Annotated in this window: 17 protein-coding genes and 1 pseudogene; 6 read left to right on the top strand and 12 right to left on the bottom strand. The window is 69.7% G+C overall.

Features of this window, described 5'->3' with window-relative positions; all coding sequences use genetic code 11:
• Window positions 1-41: 41 nt before the first annotated feature.
• Complete coding sequence (locus ACFXB5_RS31130) at window positions 42-1,364, bottom strand: LCP family protein (protein WP_385213953.1); 1,323 nt, start codon at window positions 1,362-1,364, stop codon at window positions 42-44.
• Window positions 1,365-1,471: 107 nt separating this feature from the next.
• Here ACFXB5_RS31130 and ACFXB5_RS31125 point away from each other — a divergent pair.
• Both ACFXB5_RS31125 and ACFXB5_RS31120 read left to right on the top strand, forming a co-directional pair.
• Window positions 1,472-1,726: pseudogene (locus ACFXB5_RS31125) on the top strand (acyl-CoA thioesterase); the annotation flags it as partial.
• 113 nt (window positions 1,727-1,839) lie between these two features.
• Window positions 1,840-2,379, top strand: a complete 540-nt coding sequence (locus ACFXB5_RS31120) for an acyl-CoA thioesterase (RefSeq protein WP_385213950.1) — start codon at window positions 1,840-1,842, stop codon at window positions 2,377-2,379.
• A gap of 56 nt (window positions 2,380-2,435) precedes the next feature.
• Here ACFXB5_RS31120 and ACFXB5_RS31115 read toward each other — a convergent pair whose 3' ends face one another.
• From ACFXB5_RS31115 to ACFXB5_RS31095, 5 genes are all read right to left on the bottom strand, one after another.
• Window positions 2,436-3,575, bottom strand: a complete 1,140-nt coding sequence (locus ACFXB5_RS31115; protein ID WP_385213948.1) for a methyltransferase domain-containing protein — start codon at window positions 3,573-3,575, stop codon at window positions 2,436-2,438.
• On the bottom strand, window positions 3,572-4,459 hold the full coding sequence (locus ACFXB5_RS31110) for a radical SAM protein (RefSeq protein WP_385213945.1): 888 nt from the start codon (window positions 4,457-4,459) through the stop codon (window positions 3,572-3,574). The genes ACFXB5_RS31115 and ACFXB5_RS31110 overlap by 4 nt, the downstream gene beginning before the upstream one ends.
• Before the next feature lie 107 nt (window positions 4,460-4,566).
• The gene (locus ACFXB5_RS31105; RefSeq protein ID WP_385213942.1) at window positions 4,567-5,082 is read right to left on the bottom strand and encodes a hypothetical protein; all 516 of its coding nucleotides are present in this window, start codon (window positions 5,080-5,082) and stop codon (window positions 4,567-4,569) included.
• The gene (locus ACFXB5_RS31100; RefSeq protein ID WP_385213939.1) at window positions 5,079-5,519 is read right to left on the bottom strand and encodes a hypothetical protein; all 441 of its coding nucleotides are present in this window, start codon (window positions 5,517-5,519) and stop codon (window positions 5,079-5,081) included. The genes ACFXB5_RS31105 and ACFXB5_RS31100 overlap by 4 nt, the downstream gene beginning before the upstream one ends.
• A 55-nt stretch (window positions 5,520-5,574) precedes the next feature.
• The gene (locus ACFXB5_RS31095; RefSeq protein WP_385213937.1) at window positions 5,575-6,804 is read right to left on the bottom strand and encodes a helix-turn-helix domain-containing protein; all 1,230 of its coding nucleotides are present in this window, start codon (window positions 6,802-6,804) and stop codon (window positions 5,575-5,577) included.
• 359 nt (window positions 6,805-7,163) lie between these two features.
• Here ACFXB5_RS31095 and ACFXB5_RS31090 point away from each other — a divergent pair, with 359 nt between their 5' ends.
• The gene (locus ACFXB5_RS31090) at window positions 7,164-8,390 is read left to right on the top strand and encodes an RNA-guided endonuclease InsQ/TnpB family protein (RefSeq protein WP_385213935.1); all 1,227 of its coding nucleotides are present in this window, start codon (window positions 7,164-7,166) and stop codon (window positions 8,388-8,390) included.
• A 340-nt stretch (window positions 8,391-8,730) separates the two neighbouring features.
• Here the strand turns inward: ACFXB5_RS31090 and ACFXB5_RS31085 are convergent, their stop codons facing one another.
• A complete protein-coding gene (locus ACFXB5_RS31085; protein ID WP_385213932.1) occupies window positions 8,731-10,188 on the bottom strand; it encodes an LCP family protein in 1,458 nt (485 codons plus the stop codon).
• Window positions 10,189-10,409: 221 nt separating this feature from the next.
• Between ACFXB5_RS31085 and ACFXB5_RS31080 the strand changes: the two genes are divergently transcribed.
• Window positions 10,410-11,426 carry a glycosyltransferase family 2 protein gene (locus ACFXB5_RS31080; RefSeq protein WP_385213929.1) on the top strand — a complete coding sequence of 339 codons (1,017 nt, stop codon included), beginning with the start codon at window positions 10,410-10,412 and terminating at the stop codon, window positions 11,424-11,426.
• A gap of 114 nt (window positions 11,427-11,540) precedes the next feature.
• On the opposite strand, the gene ACFXB5_RS31075 is transcribed toward ACFXB5_RS31080, so the two are convergent.
• From ACFXB5_RS31075 to ACFXB5_RS31060, 4 genes are all read right to left on the bottom strand, one after another.
• Window positions 11,541-13,163: an LCP family protein gene (locus tag ACFXB5_RS31075; protein WP_385213926.1), complete on the bottom strand. Its 1,623-nt coding sequence runs from the start codon at window positions 13,161-13,163 to the stop codon at window positions 11,541-11,543.
• A gap of 69 nt (window positions 13,164-13,232) precedes the next feature.
• Window positions 13,233-14,918 carry an LCP family protein gene (locus ACFXB5_RS31070; protein ID WP_385213924.1) on the bottom strand — a complete coding sequence of 562 codons (1,686 nt, stop codon included), beginning with the start codon at window positions 14,916-14,918 and terminating at the stop codon, window positions 13,233-13,235.
• Between the two features lie 228 nt (window positions 14,919-15,146).
• Window positions 15,147-16,265, bottom strand: a complete 1,119-nt coding sequence (locus ACFXB5_RS31065) for an LCP family protein (RefSeq protein ID WP_385213921.1) — start codon at window positions 16,263-16,265, stop codon at window positions 15,147-15,149.
• 235 nt (window positions 16,266-16,500) lie between these two features.
• Complete coding sequence (locus tag ACFXB5_RS31060; RefSeq protein ID WP_201858130.1) at window positions 16,501-17,253, bottom strand: TIGR03089 family protein; 753 nt, start codon at window positions 17,251-17,253, stop codon at window positions 16,501-16,503.
• A 128-nt stretch (window positions 17,254-17,381) separates the two neighbouring features.
• Between ACFXB5_RS31060 and ACFXB5_RS31055 the strand changes: the two genes are divergently transcribed.
• Complete coding sequence (locus ACFXB5_RS31055; protein WP_385213918.1) at window positions 17,382-18,929, top strand: N-acetylmuramoyl-L-alanine amidase; 1,548 nt, start codon at window positions 17,382-17,384, stop codon at window positions 18,927-18,929.
• Window positions 18,930-19,000: 71 nt separating this feature from the next.
• Window positions 19,001-20,107, top strand: a complete 1,107-nt coding sequence (locus tag ACFXB5_RS31050; RefSeq protein ID WP_201858132.1) for a sugar phosphate nucleotidyltransferase — start codon at window positions 19,001-19,003, stop codon at window positions 20,105-20,107.
• Window positions 20,108-20,679: 572 nt separating this feature from the next.
• On the opposite strand, the gene ACFXB5_RS31045 is transcribed toward ACFXB5_RS31050, so the two are convergent.
• On the bottom strand, window positions 20,680-21,591 hold the full coding sequence (locus ACFXB5_RS31045; RefSeq protein ID WP_385213915.1) for a DNA-3-methyladenine glycosylase family protein: 912 nt from the start codon (window positions 21,589-21,591) through the stop codon (window positions 20,680-20,682).
• Between the last annotated feature and the right edge of the window lie 229 nt (window positions 21,592-21,820).

The following is a 21,820-nucleotide window of genomic DNA, read 5'->3' as shown; positions in this document are numbered from 1 at the left end:
GGGCCCGAGGGCCCGGCAGCGGTCTTTTGTGGTGGTCCGGATCAGTTGCTGGAGACGGTGACCTTGTCGTCGTTCTTCAGCTCGCCCATCAGCTGCTTGACCTTGGCCATGTCCCACTGCACCGCGCTGCCCTTGGAGGTGGCCAGGCCGGGGTTGGAGATCGGCATGTTCATCTGCTTGCCCTCGCCGCCGGAGACGCTCTTCATCGCGAAGAACATGTCCTTCACGTCCCACAGGCTCATGTCCTTGTCGACGACCAGGTTGTCCAGGCCGGCGCCCATCGTCGGGTAGAGCTTGAACGGGTTCATGATCGTGCTCGGCGAGGCCGCCTTGTTGGCCAGCGCGGACAGGAACTTCTGCTGGTTCTTGGTGCGGTCCAGGTCGCCGCCCGCGAGGCCGTAGCGCTGCCGGACGAAGGCGAGCGCCTGCTGGCCGTTCAGCGTCTGCTTGCCCTTCTTCAGGTCATTGCCGGACTTCTTGTCCTTCATGTCCTGCGGGACGTCGATATCGACGCCGCCGACGCCGTCCACCAGGTTGGCGAAGCCGTCGAAGCCGATCTCCGCGTAGTGGTCGATCTTCAGACCGGTGTTGTACTCGATCGTGCGGACGAGCAGTGCGGGGCCCTCGGACGAGTACGAGGCGTTCAGCTTGTTCTGGCTCTGCGGGATCCGCCGGCCGCTCTCCGAGCCGGTGAAGGCCGGGATGGTGACCCAGGAGTCACGCGGGAGGCTGACCATGGTGTTGCCGTTCTCACCGACATGGAGAAGGATCATGGAGTCGGTGCGGCGGCCGTCGGCCGAGCCCGTGTGCAGCTTCTTCTTGTCCTCGTCGGACATGCCCTCGCGGCTGTCCGAACCCACGATGAGGTAGTTGGTGCCCTTGCCGCCGCCCGGCCGGTCCTCGACCTTGCTCAGGTCCACCTCGTTGCGGAGCTTGGAGTCGGCCCAGATGTAGGTGCCGAGGCCGACGGCGAGCAGCAGGACGACCAGGGTGACCAGGCCGATGGTTATCCGGCGCTTCCAGTTCTTCGGCCTCACCGGACGCGGACCGGGGCCACCGGGGCCACCGGGGCCGTGGGGGCCGCCGCCGCCCGGTCCGCCGTCGCCGCGGCCGTAGACCTGACCGGTGTTGTAACCGTCGTCGTAGTCGTCATAGCCCTGGGACGCCTGCTGCCGCGGAACGGTGCCGTGGGGCGAGAGGCCGGGCGGCAGCGGTGGCTCGTCGTAAGGCGGCGGACCGCCCGCACCGGGCGCGCCGCGCCTCACCTGTGGCATGGCACGAGCCCCTTCCGGCTCGGCGCTGCCGCTACCACGTCCGTACCGGCCGCTACCGTCGCCGGACCATCCCTGGGGCCATTCGCTCATGCAATGCAGTGTGCCTGGTCGGGTGGGTCGCATTACAGGGCGGGTGCCGGATCGCGGCAGGGCTGTTGCAGACCTGATAAGAATCTGGTCCGCATAAGGTGGACGACATGACCAAACAGGCCCAGGGTGCGGAACCGGAGCTTCCGGGAAAGCCCACCTCCGCCTCTCGCACCACGCTGTCACACATCATGACCGGCAGTGACACCAATCTCCTCGGGACCGTCCACGGTGGCGTGATCATGAAGTTGGTGGACGACGCCGCGGGAGCGGTCGCCGGACGCCACTCCGAGGGGCCCGCGGTCACCGCGTCGATGGACGAGATGGCCTTCCTCGAACCGGTCAGAGTCGGCGACCTCGTCCACGGTCAGTCCCCTAAGACATAAACCCGCTGACCAGCGGGAACGCGGCGAGCAGCTACGGGCGGCCCCGAAGCCGTCACAGCAAGGCGTCGGGGCCGTCCGCTTATGGTGGTGGCATGACTGATCAGGGCCCTACGTCGGCAGGGGAGGACCTTCCCGGCAAGCCGACATCGGCGTCGCGTACGACGCTGTCCCACATCATGACGGCCGCCGACACCAACCTGCTCGGTACCGTCCATGGTGGCGTGATCATGAAGTTGGTGGACGACGCGGCCGGAGCAGTCGCGGGTCGGCACTCGGGCGGCCCGGCCGTAACGGCGTCCATGGATGAGATGGCGTTTCTCCTGCCCGTCCGTGTGGGCGATCTTGTGCATGTTCACGCACAGTGCAATTGGACTGGCCGTACGTCCATGGAGATCGGCGTACGAGTAGAGGCCGAGCGCTGGAACGAGTCAACGCCGGCGCAGCAGGTCGGATCGGCTTACCTGGTGTTCGCCGCGGTTGACGCCGATGGCAAGCCGCGCGCGGTCCCTCCTGTGCTTCCGGAGACGGAGCGCGACAAGCGGCGCTTTGAAGAGGCGCAGATCAGGCGTACGCACCGGCTTGCCCGGCGCCGCGCCATTCGAGAGCTGCGCGAGCAGCGTCCGAGCGAATAAGACGCGGACACCCCCGCCGGGAGATCCCGACGGGGGCGTGTGGTGGCGCGCTCAGGTCAGCTCAGCTCGGCTTGCCACTTGCCGCGGCCGAGGAAGGTACGGCCGTCGGGCATGATGTCCACCCGGGCCCCTCGCACCGGTAGCTCGCCGTGACTCAGCCAGTAGTCGCGGACCTTGTCGAGCGCGTCCCACAGTCGGCGGGGGCCGCCCTGGTGCACGGTGGGCCGCTCGTTCCCGGTCGCCGTCGCCCGGGCCCACGATCCGTCGGCGTGTGCCATGAGCGCGACACGCTGCTCGCCGTCCTCCCGGTACTCGTGCTCGATACCGGGTGCCTCGACGTCGAGCATGGACGCGAGGTCCCACGCGTTCGCCACGTCGACGACGGGGTATGGACCGCGGGTGACGTCGTCTCCGTCCAGCTCCGCGGCCTTGGCGAGGCGAACGGCCACCCCGGGCGGGTAGTCGTCACCGTGGCGCGCGTGCATGAACCCTGCCCGGTCCCACTCGACGCGCCCGGTCGCGCCCCCGTCCTCGTCCTTCTCGGCCGTGACGAGGAGGGAGGTACCGGCGATCGTGGTCACCAGCCGACCGCCGGGGCGGAGCACCCGCAGCCAGCCTTCGGGGATGGTGCGTACGGACACGGTGGCGACGATCCGATCGAAGCTCGCGGGCTCGTACGGCAGGTCCCCGGTCGCGTCGATTGTGTCGATCGTGGGAGCGACCCCAGCCTCGCTCGCCCGCTTGCGGGCGGCCTCGGTCAGGTAGGGGTCGACGTCGACGCTCGTCACCTGCTCGTCGCTCAGCCGGCGGGCAGCGAGGGCGGCCCCGTACCCGCTTCCCGTGCCCACGTCGAGCAGCCGGTCGCCATCGTCGATGTGGGCATGCTGGAACATGCCTACGACCAGGCTCGGCAGGGTGGCCGAGGACGTCGGCCGGCCATGCGGCCGGTCGGCCGCCGTGGCGTGGTCGGCGTGTAAGGGGCCGATACGGGTCACGAGCGAGGTGTCGCGGTACGCCGCGTCAAGCCAGCGGTCCGGGTCTGAGGGTCCGTCGTGCAGCTCCCAGCCGTCCGAACCGCGCTCCCACCATCGGGGGACGAACAGGTGCCGTGGCGTGGCGGCGACGGTCGGCGCCCATCGGGAGTGCCGGTGTGTTGCGGCGCCGGCCAGAGCGACGGCGCGGGTGGACCAGTTCACGCGTGAACTCCAAGAGAGGGGGGCGGGGCGGGTGCGAAGTGCTTCGGGTTGCAGGCGGGCGTACGGGCGGGGTCGCAGTCGTTCGAATCGGCCGGGGTACAGGCATCGGCGCGCGGCTCGGGCACGGCCGCAATCATCTCGCCCCATCGGTCGCTGTGCAGGATCTCGGCGAGACGCTGTTCGCGGACGTTGCCGGCGACCATGAAGCGGCTGAGGATGCAGCCGGACACAGCCCCGTCGGGGGAGACGGACACGCGGTGCCGGAAGCAGTGCCCGCACAGCTCGGCGGCGGTCGGCATGCTCGTGTCCTGCTCGGCCGCACGTCCGACCTTGCGCATACGGTCGACCTGGATTTCCTTGATGCCGAGCCGGTGCAGCTCCGCTTTGGCCTGCTCGACGCGCTGCCCCTCGATCACTTCGACGATGCCGGCCCGCATGGCGATACCGAGGCGGACCGCTTCGACGATGTTCGCCCTGGTGCGGTCGAGGCTTCCGCGCGTGCGGGTGATCTCCTCGTGCTGGGCCCGGTCGTCGCTGTAGTAGGACGTGGCGAGGCAGACGCCCTTACGACTGAACGAGTCCCAGAGAGACGGCCGTACGTGGGTGAGGTTCGAATACACCTCGACGCCGAGGCCGACGTCGAGCGCCTCGTCGATGAACTTTGGCAGGTGCGGCGAGAGGGTCGGCTCGCCGCCGATGAACTGGACCAGGGGAATGCCCAGCTCGGCCACGTCCGCGATGACGTGCGACCAGTCGTCGCGGGTCATGTGCCCGGAGGGCGCCTGCGGGCTGCTGTCGGTGCAGCAGTGGGTACACCGGAGTTGGCAGGTCCCGGTGATCTCCAGCTCAACGGATTGGATACCGATCACGGTAGCTGTGCTCACGTGAGTGCCTCCATGAGTAGACGGGTGCGACCCTGACCCTGCGGTCGCCTGGGGTGGTGCACCGCCCCCGCGCCGCGGGGGAACCGGTAAAAACGCGGGGGCGGCGGTCAACGGGCGGCGTGCCTCGCCGGTTTCCGGCGGCGCCGGCCCGCCCTCGCCGGGGAGGGTTGGCACCCGGCGGGGGCGGGGGACTGTGGGGGCTTGGGCGGCATCAGCAGGGGAGCGGCGAGCAGGCTGTACCGGGCGTCATAGTCGGTAACGCTGATGCGGTACGGCTCGGCGGCTGCGAGTGTCAGCAGGGCCTGCTCGTACTGGCCGGGTTCCTGAGCCCATGCGTACAGGTAGGTGTGAGGGCGGGGACACGTAGGCCCGGTGGGGACGACGGCAGCCCTTCCGAGGTAGGGCTCGCCAGGGTGGGGGTCGAACAGGCGGGCGAGGCGCAGCGCTTCGGCTTGCATCCATCGGGCGGCCAGTCGCGGCGTGGGCGCTCGGTAGGTGGCGAGTATGACATCGCGGGTGCCGCTGAGGTCGTGGGCGGTCGCGGAACAGTGGAAGGCGAGGGGGAGCCGCGCGGAAGTGTGTGCCGAGCCAGGCGGAGCGAGCGTCAGCACAGCCGCGCTCACGGCTTACCCCCTCGGGCCTGGTGCCGCTGCTCGATGATGTGATCAAGCTGGATTTGATACAGCTCGACCTGCGCGGGCTCCAGAATCAGGACCGACTCGGACATGCCGCCGTCTTCGTGGTGGACCATGACCGGTAGGGCGGTCTGCTGCGCCCGGTGGTCGTAGATGACATCCCGTTTCAGGGGACTGACGTGGGTGACCGGCACGGGCACGGGGCGCAAGGTGTTACCGCTGGACGGGGCCGACCATTCCCGGCCACCTCCCGGCGGGCGCAGGTGGTAGGACGCAGAGCTTGCGCTTGGCACGGCGACGACGACGCCGATCCGCCCTCTCTCCGCAAGGTCTGAGGCGAGGTCGCCGAGCCGGGGGCGAAACGGGGCGCCTGCGCTTAACTCGGCGCTCTGAGCGGGAAGTTGCTTCGGAGTCTGTTCGGCCATGCCCCGAAGCTAAGAGGAGGGCGGCGGCCGAATATGAACCGCAGGAATATCACCCTCATCCATCGAGGTGAAAGCGGTCTGACATGCGGCGCAGCTTCTCGCGGGTGGTCGCTCGTTCGGCGTAGACGAGGCTACGCAGGGTTGACCGTGCAATGGGGTGGTTGCGGATGAGCTGGGGCGCGATGTGTTCGGCCTTCTCCAGTTCCTTCAACGCCTTGTCCCGGTTTCCATCCCAAAGCCACGCGCGGGCAAGATCCATGTGGTGATGTCCCTGGCGGGAGTTGGGGAGTCCGGCGACAAGTTCCGAACTGGTCTTGCGGTTTATGGCCAGAGCCCTTCGCTGCTCGCGCATCTCAAGCGCAACGCTGATGGCGTGGATCTGGACGTTGCCCGGCGAGAACGTGAGCGAATGCCGGTCGTACACCGGCGGACCGGAGCATTCGCCCAACCGATCTGCGGCGTCCCTGGCGTGCGCGATGCGGTCTTCGGCCTCCGCTCGGAGTCCGCCCCGTGCTGCCGTAACCGCCGCGCGCAGTTGCAGCGATCCCCATGCGCGAATGGCCAGCGGTTCGCCCTGGTCGTATCCCTGCTGCACGCTTCGAAGCGCCTTGTCCGAGAGGGCGGCGGCGTCCGCCCAATCTGCGGTTGCCCACATGTCCCATACCCGCATCCAGTCGGCGACGGCTGGCATGACGGAGTCACCAGACAGCCGCGCTGACCATGCGGCTCGTTCACAGGCCATGGCGACCAATTCGGGGTGGCCGAGGGCGTGTGCGGCGGTGTGCGCGAACTTGCAGCACACGGCGTAGATCGCGAACGCTTCCTCGCGCTCATGACCAGTGGATACCTCGGCGAGGGCGCGCGCTTCCCGGAACAGGTCGGGAAGCACCTGCATGATCGCGACGTTCGCCGCTGCGTCGCGTAGGCGCTGCAGTCGGGTGGTCTCCTGCCAGAGCTGACTGGCCGGCCGCGGGGTGCCGTCGAAGATGGGGGTGAGGTCGTATCGGCGCAGCTCGCGCAGGACTGATGACGCGGCGATCTGCCATTGATTTTCGTCGGGTGAGCTGTTGTACGGACGGCCGATCAGGTCGTTCGGGTGTACATGCAGCTCGGCGGCGAGCAGATTGAGCAGGCCGACCCGGTCAAGTTCGATGAGGCCGCGTTCCATCTTCGATACCCACCCCTGAGACTTCCCCAGGGCGGCGGCGAGGTCGGCCTGGGGCATCCCGAGACGGAGCCGTGCGCGACGTGCGCGGCGGCCGATCTCCTCGGCTTCTTCCAACATCAGTGCGCCCCCTTTGCGGTGTGGCGCCGGCGGGGTTCAAACGGGCGGCGAGGCATCCGTGCTCCATCCGTCGGGCGTATACCTCAGAACGGTACCCATGGTGCGGGGCGGGTGTGGAGCGCTACCGAGCAGGAAGGGCAACAGGAACGACAAAGGCGCCCCCGCTCCGGCGCGAGGCCGGGCGGGGGCGGTGCGGACGGCCCGCGCGATCTCCTCGCAGCGCTGCGTGTGGTGATCGCCGAACACTTTGTGCTGATGCTTCGTCGTGAAAGCCACGTGGGTGTGCAGTGAATGCGCAGTGTCTGTCAGTTCTGATCGATTAGACCGGACATGAACCAATTGTGAGTATGGTATTTGCTATGCGGCTTCGTTACTCGTTCCGCGTCTACCTGACGCCTGGGCAGTGTCTGTGTGCTCGCCGGGTGTTCGGCTGTGTGCGGACGGTGTGGAACGACGCCCTGGCGGTGCAGAAGCGCGTCAAGGAATCGAACAAGCTGCTCGGCAACCCCGCGTCACGCCTTCGGGAAGGCCCCTACCAGGCCATTCCGAGGAACCAGCAGCTCGGGAAGTCTCTGATCACCGAGGGGAAGAAGACACCTGAGCGGACATGGCTCGACAACTGCCCGGCCCCGGTGATGCAGCAGGCGCTGCGGGACCTGGACAAGGCATGGGCCGCGCACGAGGACTCCAAGCAGGGTAAGCGGCCCGGCCCGTTTGTGCGGCCGCCCACATTCAAATCCAAGAAGGACACCCGGCAGTCGGCCCGGTTCACCGCCAACAGTCGGTTCAAGATCCTCGATGACGGCCACCTACGCTTGCCCAAGATCGGGGATGTCGAGGTTCGCTGGTCCCGTGACCTGCCTTCCAGCCCCAGCTCAGTGACGCTGATCAAGGATTCTGCCGACAGATGGTTCGTGTCGTTCGTCGTGGAGACCAAGCCCGAGGACGATGCTTTGCCTCCCCTGGACGACGACCGGGACGTGGGCATCGACCTGGGTCTAACCAGGTTCGCTGTCCTGTCCGACGGCACACACATCCAGCACCCGCGCTTCTTGAAGCGGGCCGAGAAGAAACTTAAGCGGGAACAGTCCCGCCTGTCGCGTAAACAGAAGGGATCGAAGAACCGGGATAAGCAGCGCCGGAAGGTCGCCCGAGCCCACGTCAGGGTGGCGGATGCGCGACGGGACTTCCACCACAGATGGTCTTCGAAGCTGGCCCGTGAGAACCAAGCAGCCTCCGCGGAGTCCTTGTCGGTGCGAGCCCTCGCTCGTGGCATACACGCCAAGTCCGTCCATGACGCCGGCTGGGCATCTTTCCTCAGCATGCTTGCATACAAGATGACCCGGTACGGACGCACATTCACCAAGATCGCCCGAGACTTCCCTTCCAGCCAGATGTGCTGCCGCTGTGGACACCGGGACGGCCCCAAACTCTTGCACGTGCGTCAGTGGACATGTCCCAAGTGCGCCACCGTCCTCGACAGAGACTGGTGTGCCGGGACCAACATCCGAACCGAGGGCCGCCGCATCCGTGGCGTCCCAGTGACCGCACCACCCACCCCAGGGCCTGGGGCCCGCCGCCGGTAACGGCGTCGGTAAAAGCCTGCGAAGCGCTGTAAGTCCCACACGGTCGGAAATCGTGAGGCCCGCGCACAACCCCTCACCGAAAGGAGAGGGAGGAACCAGGAAACACCGGGGTCCTCGGCTCACCACATGAGCCGAGGACGGACGGAGTCTCTCCCTCTTCACGACGGAGAGGCGAAGGTCAACAGGAGGCCGAGATCCGCCGGACCCACCGGCTGGCCCGTCGCCGCGCGATCAAGGAACTCCGCGCCCGGCGCACCGCCGGGCGCGCCGACGACGCCACCGAGGGCGCCGACCGGCCGTGACCCCCGGGTCAGCGCCGACCGGCCGTGACCCGAAGGGGTCAGAGGGAGCGGGCGGCGCCGCCCTCGGGGCAGACGACCTCGTCGCCGGTGACGGCCCCGAACCCGGCGGTGTCGGTCTTCGGCGCCTCGACCCGGACCGGCCGTACGCCCTCGTAGTCCGCGCCGATCGTGATCTGCATCACCGCGCCCTGCCCGGCCACCGGCTTCAGCCGGGCCCCGGGCAGCGCGGCCGCCAGTGAGCGCACCGAGCGGTCCCAGACGGGGTCGTACGTGATCACCGTGTGCCGGACGTCGGGGGTCGCGGCGTCGGCGGGGGAGCCGGTGGTGGCGAAGCCGGTGGCGTGCAGCGCGCGGTCCGCGCGGCGGGCGAGCCCCGTCGTATTGGTGCCGTTGAGCACATGCACCCGGACCCGGGCCGGGTCCACGTCCACCGGGGTGGCCCGGACCCGCTTCGGGTGGTGGGTGACGAGCGGCCGGTCCTCGCGGAGGGTGGTGAAGAGCCGCTCGGCCCTGGCCTGGTTCCAGCGGAGCGTGGAGCCGGCCCCCTTCACCGCCACACCGGGCAGCACCACCGGGACCGAGGCGAACTCCGAGGACGCGGGGGAGACCCCGCTCATCGCCCGCCCCAGGGCGACCATGTCCTCCGCGCCGAAGCCGTGGTCGGCGCGGACCGAGCCCAGCAGGGCCCCGGCCACCCGGTTGAACCGCACCGGGTTGAGCAGGATGCCCCCGGCCGTGGTCTGGTGGACCACGGCCGCCATGAAGCGCTGCTGCCGCTGGATCCGGCCCAGGTCGGAGGTGCCGTCCACATGCCGGGAGCGGACGTACTGCAGCGCCTGGCCGCCGTTCAGCACATGGGTGCCGGCGGGCAGGTCAAGACCGGTGTGATCGTCCTTGAGCGGCCGGGCGGTGCAGATCTTCACCCCGCCGAGCACATCGACCGTCTTCATGAAGCTGGTGAAGTCCACCTCGAGGTAGTGGTCGATATGGACGCCGGTCAGATGCTCCACGGTGCGCACGGTCAGGCTCGGCCCGCCCTCGGCGTACGCGGCGTTGAGCTTCCGCGGATGGCTCGGATGGCGCTTGCCGGTGGCGTCGGTGTAGGCGGGGATCCTGGCGTACGAGTCGCGGGGCAGGCTGACCGCGCTGACCCGGCGGTGGTCGCCCGACAGATGCATCAGCATGATCGTGTCGGTGCAGCGGCAGGGGGCTCCGCCCAGCCGGTACAGCGCCTTCTCCCGGGGCGTGATCTTCTCCCGTCCGTCCGTGCCGACCACGAGGAAGTTGACGCCCCCGCCGGTGCTCTTCGGCCGGTTGTCCAGGCCGCCGAAGGCATCCACCCGGTGGATCCCGGAATCGAGTTCCCTGACCAGCAGATGCCCGATGCCGCTGACCGCCAGCACCAGACAGGCGCCGCCCGTGGCCAGCCGCAGCCCCCAGCGGGGGCGGCGGGCGCGGGGGCGCGACGGGCGCGGCGACCGGACCGGTGCACTCACTCCGGGGACCTCCGTGAACTTCGGGGGGCTGGGCGGAACCGCCTCACCGTAGGCCCATACGACGATCGCCTTGACGGCCCCACGCCGCCCGTACGGGGCGCTGCCACCCGGGCGGCGCGTTCCGGCGTCCCCCATTCGCGGTAACGTGGCCCGGAAACCGCAGTCCTTTGGGGCCCCCGCCCCCAGTTTCCTGGGGCCCGGCCCCCGAACCCCGAGGTGCCATGCCCCCGCATCAGCTCCCGGCCGTCTCCGTGATCATGCCGGTGCTCAATGAGGAACGCCATCTGCGCAATGCCGTACGGCACATCCTGGAGCAGGAGTACGACGGTGAGATGGAGGTGGTGATCGCGCTCGGCCCGTCCGCGGACCGCACCGACGAGATCGCCGCCGAACTGGTGGCGGAGGACCCCCGGGTGCATACGGTCCCCAACCCCACGGGCCGCACCCCCGCCGCCCTGAACGCGGCGATCAAGGCGTCCCGCCATCCGGTGGTGGTCCGGGTCGACGGCCACGGCATGCTCTCGCCCGACTACATCGCGACCGCCGTACGGCTCCTGGAGGAGACCGGCGCGCAGAACGTCGGCGGGCTCATGCACGCCGAGGGCGAGAACGACTGGGAGAAGGCCGTCGCCGCCGCCATGACCTCCAAGATCGGGGTGGGCAACGCGGCCTTCCACACCGGCGGTGAGGCGGCCCCCGCCGAGACCGTCTATCTGGGCGTCTTCCGGCGCGAGGCGCTGGAGCAGCAGGGCGGCTACAACGAGGAGTTCATCCGCGCCCAGGACTGGGAGCTGAACTTCCGGATCCGCGAGGCCGGCGGGCTGATCTGGTTCTCGCCCGAGCTGAAGGTCTCCTACCGGCCGCGGCCGAACGTGCGGGCCCTGGCCAAGCAGTACAAGGACTACGGCCGCTGGCGCCATGTCGTGGCCCGCTTCCACCAGGGCTCGATCAACCTGCGCTATCTCGCCCCGCCGACCGCCGTCGTCGCCATCGCGGCGGGCATCGTGCTGGGCGCGGCCGTCACCCCGTGGGGCTTCGTGATCCCCGGCGGCTATCTGGCCGCGATCGTCGCGGGCTCGCTCCCGGCGGGCAAGGGGCTTCCGGTGACGGCCCGGCTGCGGATCCCGGTGGCGCTGGCGACCATGCACATGTCGTGGGGCTGGGGCTTTCTGACCAGTCCGCGGGCGCTCGCCAAGAAGGTCATCGCCAGTCGTCGCCCGGCGGTCATGGCGCCGTAGCCGCGCCCGTACGCCTCGTACGCGAACGACGCCTCGTACGCCGAAGGGGCCGGACCCGGTGCGGGTCCGGCCCCTCCGCATGCGTGACGGGGCGTCTGACGAGGCTCGGGGGCGTCAGAAGGTGTAGCCCGGGTTGACCTTCATGCAGCCCTTCTCCTCGCCGTTGAGCGCGTCCGCGCTCTTGGGCGTCTTGTCGCCGTCGTCCGCCGCCGCCTTCGGATAGGCGGTGCCCTCGCGCCAGTCGTTGCCGACCACCAGGGTGACCTCCTGCACCGACTTCGACGACTTCACCGCGGACTTCGGCAGCTTCAGCGCCTTGGCCACGGCCAGGGCGTCGCCCTGCCGGGGCTCGTCCGGGTAGAGGATGGTGGTGTCGGCCTGCGAGATGAGCACCGTGTTCGCGGTGGCCTTGGCGTAGCCCAGCCGCGCCAGTTCGGAGGTGATGACCGCGGCCCGGCCGGAGACCGGCCCCAGGACGGTGCTGGCGGTGCCGTTCTGCACCACCACCGGGATCTGCTCCTTGGGCGCGGTGGGTGCCGGGGTGGCGTCGGGCTTCTTCTTGTCCTTGCCGTCCAGGCTTATGTCGTTGCGCAGCAGCGAGAAGGTCTGCTCGGCGTCGCCCGGCTTGGGCAGTACGTACTCCCCGCCGCCGCCGTACTCCCAGGGCATGGTGATCATCGTGGTGCGCTTGGTCGGCACCCGCTTGAGGTCATTGCCCAGGTCGTAGAGCTTCTTGACGGTGCCGAGGCCGTGGTCGACGGTCAGCGCGTCGGTGGCGGCCTCCGCGAGGTCCATCAGCTTGCCCGGGTCGCTGAGCTTGGTGCCCGACTTCAGCTGGCGGATCATCGACGTCATATACATGTGCTGGGCCTTGGCCCGGCCGATGTCGCTGTTGTCCTCGAAGCCGTAGCGGGTGCGCAGCCACTGGAGGGCCTGGACGCCCTTGACGTTGTGGGTGCCCTTGGTCAGCTTCAGCCCGGAGCCATGGCCCTTGCTGTCATGGGAGTAGACGTTGTTGTCCACGCACACCGGGACGCCGCCGATGGCGTCCGCCATGGAGACCACCCCGGAGAAGTCGATCATCATGAAGTGATCGATGTAGACGCCGGTGAGCTCCTTCCAGGTGGCGACCGTGCAGCCCGGACCGCCGTGCTGGAGCGACTGGTTGATGGCTCCCTCGGTCTTCGGATACACCGTGCCGTCGTGCGGATCGGTGCACTGGGGGATGGTCACCCGGGTGTCGCGCGGGATGCTGACCACCGACATGTTGCCGCGGTCGGCCGAGACGTGCACCAGCATCTGCACATCGCCCAGCGGCTTGCGGTCCGCGTCCTGCTTGGCGCCGCCCAGCTTGACGTTCTCCGCGGTGTTCCGGCTGTCGGAGCCGATGAGCAGGATGTTGAGGGGGGTCTGTCCGGCGGCGTTGGGCTCGGGCTTGCCGATCTTGCTGTCGCCGAGGTCCAGATCCTCCTTCTTCAGATTGCCGTTCAGGTGTTCGTAGTAGAAGTATCCGGCGCCGGCCGCGCCGAGCACCAGCACGGCCAGCGTCAGGGCGGTCCAGCGGAGGATCCGTACCCCGCGGCTCCGCTTCGGCCGCCCCTGACCACCCGGCCGGCGCCCCGCGCCGTGCGACGCGGGGCCCTCCCCTTTCGGCGGGCTGTCATCCTCACCGTGCTCACGTGGTTCGGGAACGGTGGCCCGCCGCCCTCTCTCCCCCCGCACACTGCTCTCCCGCATCGGGCCCTCCCCGCAGTCTCTCTGTCGTCCGGCCCGATGGACGAGGGTGGATCCGCTGGCCGGCGACGGTCACTTGGCGCAGACGTCCTTGTCGTCGGCCTCGACCCTCTGAATGTCCTTCGGCGCCTTCGACGGGGCGGAGATCGGTGTGCCGGCGCCCTTGAAGTCCGCGCCCAGCGTCAGGGTCATCTCCGCCATCGGCTCGGCGTCCTTCGTGCCTTCCTTCATGGCGGAGGCGGGCAGCCCCATGCTGTCGGCCAGCCGACGCGCCTGGTCGGCCTGGTTGGGAGCGTACTCCAGCGTCGTCTTCTTCAGTTCTGACGGAGCGTTTCCGCCGTTGCTGGTGCGGGACATCCCCTCGGTGTTCTGCATCCAGTCGACGGTCTCCTGGGCGGCGCCGAACTGCCCGCTGCCGTTGAGCACCTTGACTCGGACGTCGGCGGGATCGGCCTTCGGCCCCTTGAGCCGCGCCGCCTGCTCGTCCTTGGCCGCCTTCTCCTTCTTCTTGACCTCGGTCAGCGAGATGTCCTGCCGGACCATGGAGAAGAGCGGCTCGGCCTTGGTCTTGTCGAGCAGCACGGTCGCACCGTCGGTGTTGTCGACGACCGGAACGGTCGCGAAGGTGACGTTCTTGAGATCGACCTTGCTCAGGTTCTTCCCCAGCGAGGCCAGCTTGGAGACGGTGCCGATCCCGGTGTCCACGGTGAGCGCCTTGGTGGCCGTCTGGGCCAGGTCCCACATCTTGCCCGGGTTGGAGAGCGTCCCGCTGGCCTTCATCTTGCGCATCAGCGAGCTCAGGAACTGCTGCTGGAGCTTGATCCGGTCCAGGTCGCCGCCGAAGCCGACGGCGTGCCGGGTCCGGACGAACGCCAGGGCCTGCTCGCCCTGGACCGTGTGCCGCCCCTTCTTCAGGTTCAGGTGCGACTTGGGGTCGTTGATGTCCTTGCCGAGGCAGATGTCCACCCCGCCGACCGCCGTGGACATGCTCTTGACCGCGTTGAAGTCGGCCATCATGAAGTGGTCGACCTGCAGCCCGGTGAGCTTCTCCACCGTCTGCCAGGTGCAGCCGGGGTTGCGGCCCTCCTGCCCCAGACTGGTGTTGAACCGCACCTCCTCCTCACCCGGGATCGTCTTCTCCTCGCCGTCTTCCTTCACGGTGCAGTCGGGGATGTCGGTGATCATGTCGCGCGGGAAGCTCAGCACCGTCGCGTTCGACCGGTCCTCGGAGACGTGGAACAGCAGGGTGGTGTCGGCGTGGCCGACGCTACCCGCGTCGCCGTAGCCCTCGTTCCCCTTGCCGTCCCGGCGGTCGGTGCCGATCAGCAGGATGTTCATCGGGCCGTCGGAGACCGCGGCGTTGTTCTCGCCGACGTCGACCTTGCTGATGTTGTTGTTCAGGTGCTGATAGACGAAGTACGCCGCGGCCGAACCGCCCACCAGCAGGAAGGCCAGAGTGCCGCTGCCCCAGTAGAGCGCCTTCTTCGTCTTCGACTTCTTCGGCTTCGGCTTGCGACGGCTGACCGGGCCCGTCGCCTTCGCCGCCTCCTGTTTGGCCGCGCGGCGGCGCCCTCTGGGCTCGGAGCCGACGGCGTTGTCACCGCTCGATGATCTGGAGACCCGTCGCAGCTCCGTGGTGTCGTCCGCCGATGTCTCGGCGGCATTCAGCCGCAGCTCGTAGTTCCCCGTATTCGGGTCGAACACCCACTGATCGGCTGGGTCAAAGTCACCCGCCCCGCCAGGGCCTTGCGCGTCCACGGTCGCCTATGTCCTCCGTCGGTGCCACGCGGCGCCTCCCCCTCAAGGCGCTCCATCCGTCCTTACGCAGTGCGCGGCCACCTCGTAGAGCGCACCGGATCGCTCACACTATCCGTCCAGATCCGCGTCAAGCGACGCCGGTGACAAATTCCACTTCCCTACAACTGGGCAATCTGCCCAATCCTTATCTGAATCCTTCACGATTCATGGGCCGCCCTTATGATCCTTTTACTCGCAGATGCCGCGCGCCGCCGTCGTTCCCTGGTACCCGGTGAGGTCGGCGGCCTTGGGCCCGCCGCCCGTCGAAGCCGTGACCGCATGGGACACCGGCACCGGCCGATCCAGCCGCAACTGCCGGAACAGCCGGTCGGCATCGGGTTGGACGAGCTCATCGCGGTTCTTGTTGTAGGTGTAGGGCTGCCGCGGAATCGTCAGGAAGCGGATCTTGTCCCGGGGGATGTCCCGCACGCCGCGCACCAGAGCGTACAGATCTTTGAGCGAATCCAGGCCCGGATCCGTGGTCAGCGAGGACGTCGCCGCGTTGAGCACCGGATACAGCTTCGCGGGATTGAGCAGCACACCATTGCTCTGCACTTTCTTCACAAGCGAGCTCATGAACTCCTGTTGCCGTCCGATGCGCTCCGTGTCGCTGCCGTCGCCGATGCTGTACCGGGCGCGCACATAGCCCAGGGCCTGCTCGCCGTGGAGGACCTGACGGCCCGCGGGCAGCTTCAGATGCGCCTCGGCGTCGTCCACGGGCTCCTTCAGGCACATCTCCACCCCGCCCACCGCGTTCACCAGCCGCTTGAAGCCACTGAAGTCCACGATCATGTGATGGTCGACGCGGATCCCGGTCAGCTTCTCGACGGTGCGGATCGAACAGGCCGCGCCACCGGATTCGAACGCCCAGTTGAACTGGGCGAACCGGGCCTGGGTGTGCTTTCCGTCCGGCCCTTCGCAGGCCGGGATGTCCACCATCAGATCGCGCGGGATGGAGACGGCGGTGGCGCTCTTCCCGCCGGCCTGCAGATGCAGCAGGATCGTGGTGTCCGAGCGCTGGGTGCCGGTGTCCTTGCCGTATTTGCCGTTGCCCTTGCCGCCCCGGTTGTCGGAGCCGATCAGCAGGATGTTCTGCGCGTCCCGCACCACCGACACCGGCCGCTCGGCCTCGTACTTCTTCAGCTCGTTCGCGGTCCGGGTGTCGGTGCGGATATTGCCGTCGAGGCGCTCGTAGAACCACCACCCCACCCCGGCGACCGACAGCACCAGCAAGGCCACGCCCAGCGCGAGGACGCGCGGCCAGCGGCGCCTGCGTCTCGGCGCAGGCTCAGAGCTGTCGGTCGTCACGTCCGCGTCCTCCCACCCGTCTTCCGCCCGGGGGCGGAGCGGCATCGCATGCCGGGATACCGATTAACGGAACAGACATGCGAAGCCCGTACATGGTTGTACGTATCCGTAGATCATCGCGCGGGGTGGGCGGCGCGGCCCGTGGACTCGGCTCTCGGTCCGCCGGACGGGTCAGGGGAGGGGCGGTCGGGTTTTGGGGCAGGCCGGGGGTGTGGGCGTGGGCGTGGGTGTGGTCTCAGGGCGTGGTGGCGGTGACGCGTTCGCTCTCCTTGCGGCCGGCCAGCCCCTTCTCGTCCAGCCGGTCCAGATGGCGGCAGAGCACCACCGAACCGCCACTGGCCAGCGGCGCGTACAGCCCGTACGACAGCCCCTCCCAGGTGCCGTACGACAGCCCCGACAGGATCCGCGAACCGGGTCCGAGCCCCCGCCCGGCGGCGTCGGCGCCCGCCCGCTCCACCACCTCGGCGCTCGTCAGCTCCTGACCGTCGACGGCCAGCGCGGGCGTATACGGGTCCACGGGGGAGTACGGGGCGAAGCGGTCGCCCTGGCTGGGCACCTCCACGGCGTAGTCCGCGAACCCCTCCGGCAGTTGCGGGAAGCGGCCGCCCAGGGGCTGCAGCGACAGCGCCACCCGCTCCCCGGAGCACTCCCGCGCCTCCTTGAGGCTGTCCGGGCCGCTGACGACGAGGTCGGCGGAGGCCGGGTCGCCCCCGATGTCCACGAGGACCCCGACCGAGGAACAGGCCACCAGCCACACGGCGGTCTGCCAGTGGGCGGGGAGCAGTAGTGCGCATCTGTCGCCGGGCGCGGCGGCGAGATCGTCCTGGAGGAGATTGGCGGTCTTCGCCACCCAATTGGCGAAGGTGGCCACGGAGAGTTCGACGCGTTCGCCCGTGGCGTCGTCGTAGAAGGTTACGAGCGGGCGCGAGGGATCCGCGTCGAGCGCGGATCCCAGCAGGTCGGCAGGGGTGCGATCGGTGGCGTTCACCCGCGCAAGCCTACGCGCCGAAGATGCGGCGCGGATGGGGTCGGTGGGGTCCGGGTCACCGGACGGTCCGCGACGTGTGCGCTCTTCCGAATGGACAGTTTTGTCCCTTTATGTAGACGATTTCAATCATGCGTGCATACCTGGCATCCTCGATCGGCGTCGCGTGCACCGCCGCCCTCGCCCTTCCCCTCGCCCTGCACCCCGGCCCCGCCCACGCCCGTACCGAGCGGACCGTCGCCGTCGGCTCCACGCGATCGCTGCCGCTGCGCCCGCCGCACTCGCTCGCGGGCGGCGGGCCGGACCGGGGCGCGGCCGCCGGGCGCGGTGACGCCGCGGTCGAGCGGGAAGTCACCGCGTCGGGCGTGCGGCCGTTCTCGCTCGTCGGCATCGTCTGGGACCGGCCCTCCGCGGAACTCCGCGGCCGGGCGCAGGTGCGCACCCGCGCGGTCGGCGGCGCGTGGTCGCCATGGCGCGAGCTGCTGCCGTACGGGGACGAGGCCCCCGACCCGGACTCGCCCGAACTCCGGAGCGCACGGGCGCACGGCGGCACCGCGCCGCTGTGGGTCGGCGCCTCGGACGCCGTCCAGGCACGGGTGCGGCCGGAACGGGCGGCGACGGCGGACGCGGGGTCGGGAGATACGCGGGCGGGAGATACGCGGGCGGGAGATACGCGGGCGGGGGACGTGGGGGTGGCGGACGCGGGGGCGGCGGCCCTGCCGTCCGGGCTGCGGCTGGAGCTGATCGACCCGGGTGAGCCCCCGGCGCCGCCGGGGCCGGACCGGGCCGCACTCCGCGCGCTTCCGGGGCATCCGGTGCCGACGGCGGGGGGCGGGGCGTCGGCGTCAGGTGGTGGTGTGCCGGGTGCGAAGCCGACGGTGGTGGGTTCGCCGGGAAGGCCGTCCTGGGGGGCCTCCGGGCCGTCGGGGCCGTCCGCCGGATCGTCCCTGCCCCCCACGTCGTCCGTGAAGCCGACCCCCAGACCCTCCGTATCCGTAACCACCACCACCCCGCCGCCCAGCGCGCTCGACACCGACGCCGACGCCGAGACGGCCAATGCGGCTGCCGCCCGCTACAGCGCGCCGCGGCCCGGCATCGTCACGCGCGCGGGCTGGGGCGCCGACGAGAAGATCCGTGAAACGGGCCACGTCTACAGCAAGACCGTGAAGGTCGCCTTCATCCACCACACCGTGACGGGCAACAATTACAGCTGCTCACAGGCGCCCTCCGTGTTGCGCGGTATCTACCGCTACCACGTGCAGAGCCTGGGATGGCGTGACTACGGCTACAACTTCACCATCGACAAGTGCGGAAAAATCTACGAAGGCCGCTCCGGCGGTGTGACCAAAGCCGTACGCGGGGCCCACACGCTGGGCTTCAACACCAACAGCATGGGCGTCGCCGTCCTCGGCACTTTCACCTCCAAGAAGCCCTCGGCCAAGGCCGTGAAGGCCGTCGCCAAGCTCACCGCGTGGAAACTGGGTCTCTTCAAGCGGAATCCGCGCGGTACGACGCATCTGGTGTCAGGCGGCGGCAACAAGTACAAAAAGGGCGCGAACGTAAAGCTCCATGTGATCGCGGGTCACCGCGACGGCTTTGCCACCGAGTGCCCCGGCAAGCGTCTCTACAAGAAGCTCGGTTCGGTGCGGAAGACGGCCGCCCGCCTCCAGGGGCGCTGATCAGGCGCGGTCCGGGGATCTGCATACACTGGCCGCCGACCGGCGAGCCCCAGCAGGAAGCAGAGACGTACGTGACCAATGCGCCAGCAACGCCATCGCCAGAGGCGATCCTCCTGGTCGGCGGCAAGGGAACCCGGTTGCGCCCGATGACGGTGCACACTCCCAAGCCGATGGTCCCGGCGGCCGGTGTTCCGTTTCTGACCCACCAACTCGCCCGCGCCCGCGCCGCCGGGGTCGAGCACATAGTGCTCGCCACGTCCTATCTGGCTGAGGTCTTCGAGCCGTACTTCGGTGACGGCTCCTCGCTCGGCCTGCACCTGGAGTACGTCACGGAGGAGGAACCGCTCGGCACCGGCGGCGCCATCCGCAACGTCGCCTCCCGGCTGCGCTCGGGCCCCGACGACCCGGTGCTCATCTTCAACGGCGACATCCTCACCGGCCTCGACATCCGCGCCCTCGTCGACAACCACCGCACGACGGGCGCCGATGTCTCCCTGCACCTCACCCGGGTCCCGGACCCGCGCGCGTACGGGCTGGTGCCCACGGACGAACGGGGCAGGGTCACCGCCTTCCTGGAGAAGCCGCAGACCCCCGAGGAGATCGTCACCGACCAGATCAACGCGGGCGCGTACGTCTTCAACCGCTCGGTCATCGACACGATCCCCGCCGACCGCCCCGTCTCCGTGGAACGCGAGACCTTCCCCGGTCTGCTCGCGGAGGGCGCCCACCTCCAGGGCATGGTGGACTCCACCTACTGGCTCGACCTGGGCACCCCCCAGGCGTTCGTCCGCGGCTCCGCGGACCTGGTGCTGGGCCGCGCCCCCTCCCCGGCCGTGCCGGGCCGCTGCGGCGACCGCCTCGTCCTGGACAGCGCCTCGGTCGCGGTCGACGCCAAACTGACCGGCGGCACGGTCATCGGCCCCCAGGCCCGGGTGGGCGCGGGCGCGCGCATCGACGGCAGCACGCTGCTGGAGGGCGCCATCGTGGAGGAGGGCGCCCAGGTCCACGACTCCCTCGTCGGCGCCGGCGCCCGAATCGGCGCCCGCACGGTCCTCCAGGGCGCGGTAGTCGGCGACGGCGCCCTGGTCGGCCCCGACAACGAGCTACGAGACGGCGTCCGGGTGTGGTGCGGAGCCGACATCCCAGCAGGAGCGGTCCGCTTCTCATCCGACCAGTAACGCCCTGACGGCGCTAGCCACCCCCAGCCTCCCCACCACCACCCCAACCGCCGACGGCGGGAACTTGGCCCCTCCGGCGGTAACCCAGCCTGCCCGGCGGGAACTTGGCTTCTCCGCCGGGAAACCTGACCTGCCCGGCGGGAACCCAGCCCTCCGGCGTCTGAGGAGCCGCCCGGCCCGGGGTGGAGCCGGGCAGGCACGGAGCCCCGTCTCTGCGCAACCAGCCTCTCCGACGCTTGAGGAGCGGAAACTCAGCCCCTCCGGCGTTTGAGGAGCGGGGTCCGGGGCGGAGCCCCGCAGCCCCAGCCCCCTCTGGCGCTTGAGGAGCGGGACCCGGGGCGGAGCCCCGCACCCTCAGCCCCTCCGGCGCTTGTGGAGCGGGGTCGGGGGCGGAGCCCCGGCGGGGGGCGAGGGGGCGGAGCCCCATCGTTTCGGGAAGGGGCGGGGTGGGGGCTCACCGCCGGAGGCACCCACACCCCGCACCCCGCGAAGGCGAAGGCGACGGCAACCCGGCCCGCACCCCGGCGAAGGCGAAAGCAAAGGCGAGGGCAACCACGCACGCCCCCAGGGCCCTACATCCCCCGAAAGTCCCGCACCGCCAAGCGAGGCGCCCGCCGAGGCGGCGTACGCCCGGACAACAAAATCAGCCGCGCCGCCCGATACCGCTGCCCCGCATAAGGCGCCAAAAGCTCAAGCATCGCCTCATCATCCGCCCCCCGCACCCCCGCAAGCGCATACCCGACAATCCCCGGCAAATGCAGATCGCCAACCGTCACCGCATCCGGCGTCCCATTACTGCGCTGCAACGTCTCCGCCGCCGTCCAAGGCCCGATACCCGGAATCAACCGCAGCCGGGCCGAGGCAGCGGCAAGGTCCATGGACGTGGCCTCCTCCAGCCGCCGAGCAACCCGGACCGCCCGCAGAATCGTCGAGGAACGCTTGGTGTCCACGCCCGCCCGATGCCACTCCCACGACGGAATCAGCGCCCAGCCCCGTGGATCGGGCATGACCCGCATCCGCGTCCCCTCCGCCGGCCCGGGCGCGGGCTCGCCATGGCGCTGGAGCAGCAGCCGCCAGGCCCGGTACGCCTCAACCCCGGTGACCTTCTGCTCCAGGATCGAGGGGATCAGAGACTCGAGGACCAGCCCGGTCCGGATGAGCCGGAGGCCGGGGTGACGCCGGTGCGCCTCGTGGACGAGCCGATGGCGGGGCACGAACGCGGACGGGTCGTCGTCCGCCCCGAGCAGGGCGGGCAGTCCGTCCAGCAGCCACTCGGCGCCCGGCCCCCAGGCCCGCCCCTCGATCTCCGCGCCCTTGCGCGCGATCCGTAGGGTCCCGGGCCCGGCCGGAGTCCGGCTCGCTCGCCAGAACGCGCCGTCCGCGCCGACCTGAAACGCGGGATCCCCGGGTCCTCGCTGCAGCACACCGAGGTTACGCGCGAGGTCACAGGGGCCTGGGGGACTCCAGACACGTCTCTCACACACGCGGCCACCCTACGACCCACCGCAGCCCCACCGGTTCGGCCCCCACCACACCACCGGTTCGGCCCCCACCACACCACCGGTTCGGCCCCCGCCACACCACCGACCGCGCCCCCGCCACACCACCGACCGCGCATCCCGCCCTACGGCGCCCAGCCACCCCCAGCCACCCCCGTCCAACCCCAAGGCGCACCCCAGCAACCACCCCCGCACCCGCGCTCCCACTCCGCAC

The organism is Streptomyces sp. NPDC059455 (genome assembly GCF_042750115.1).
Taxonomy (GTDB): domain Bacteria; phylum Actinomycetota; class Actinomycetes; order Streptomycetales; family Streptomycetaceae; genus Streptomyces; species Streptomyces endocoffeicus.
This window is presented reverse-complemented; position numbering and strand designations above follow the sequence as displayed.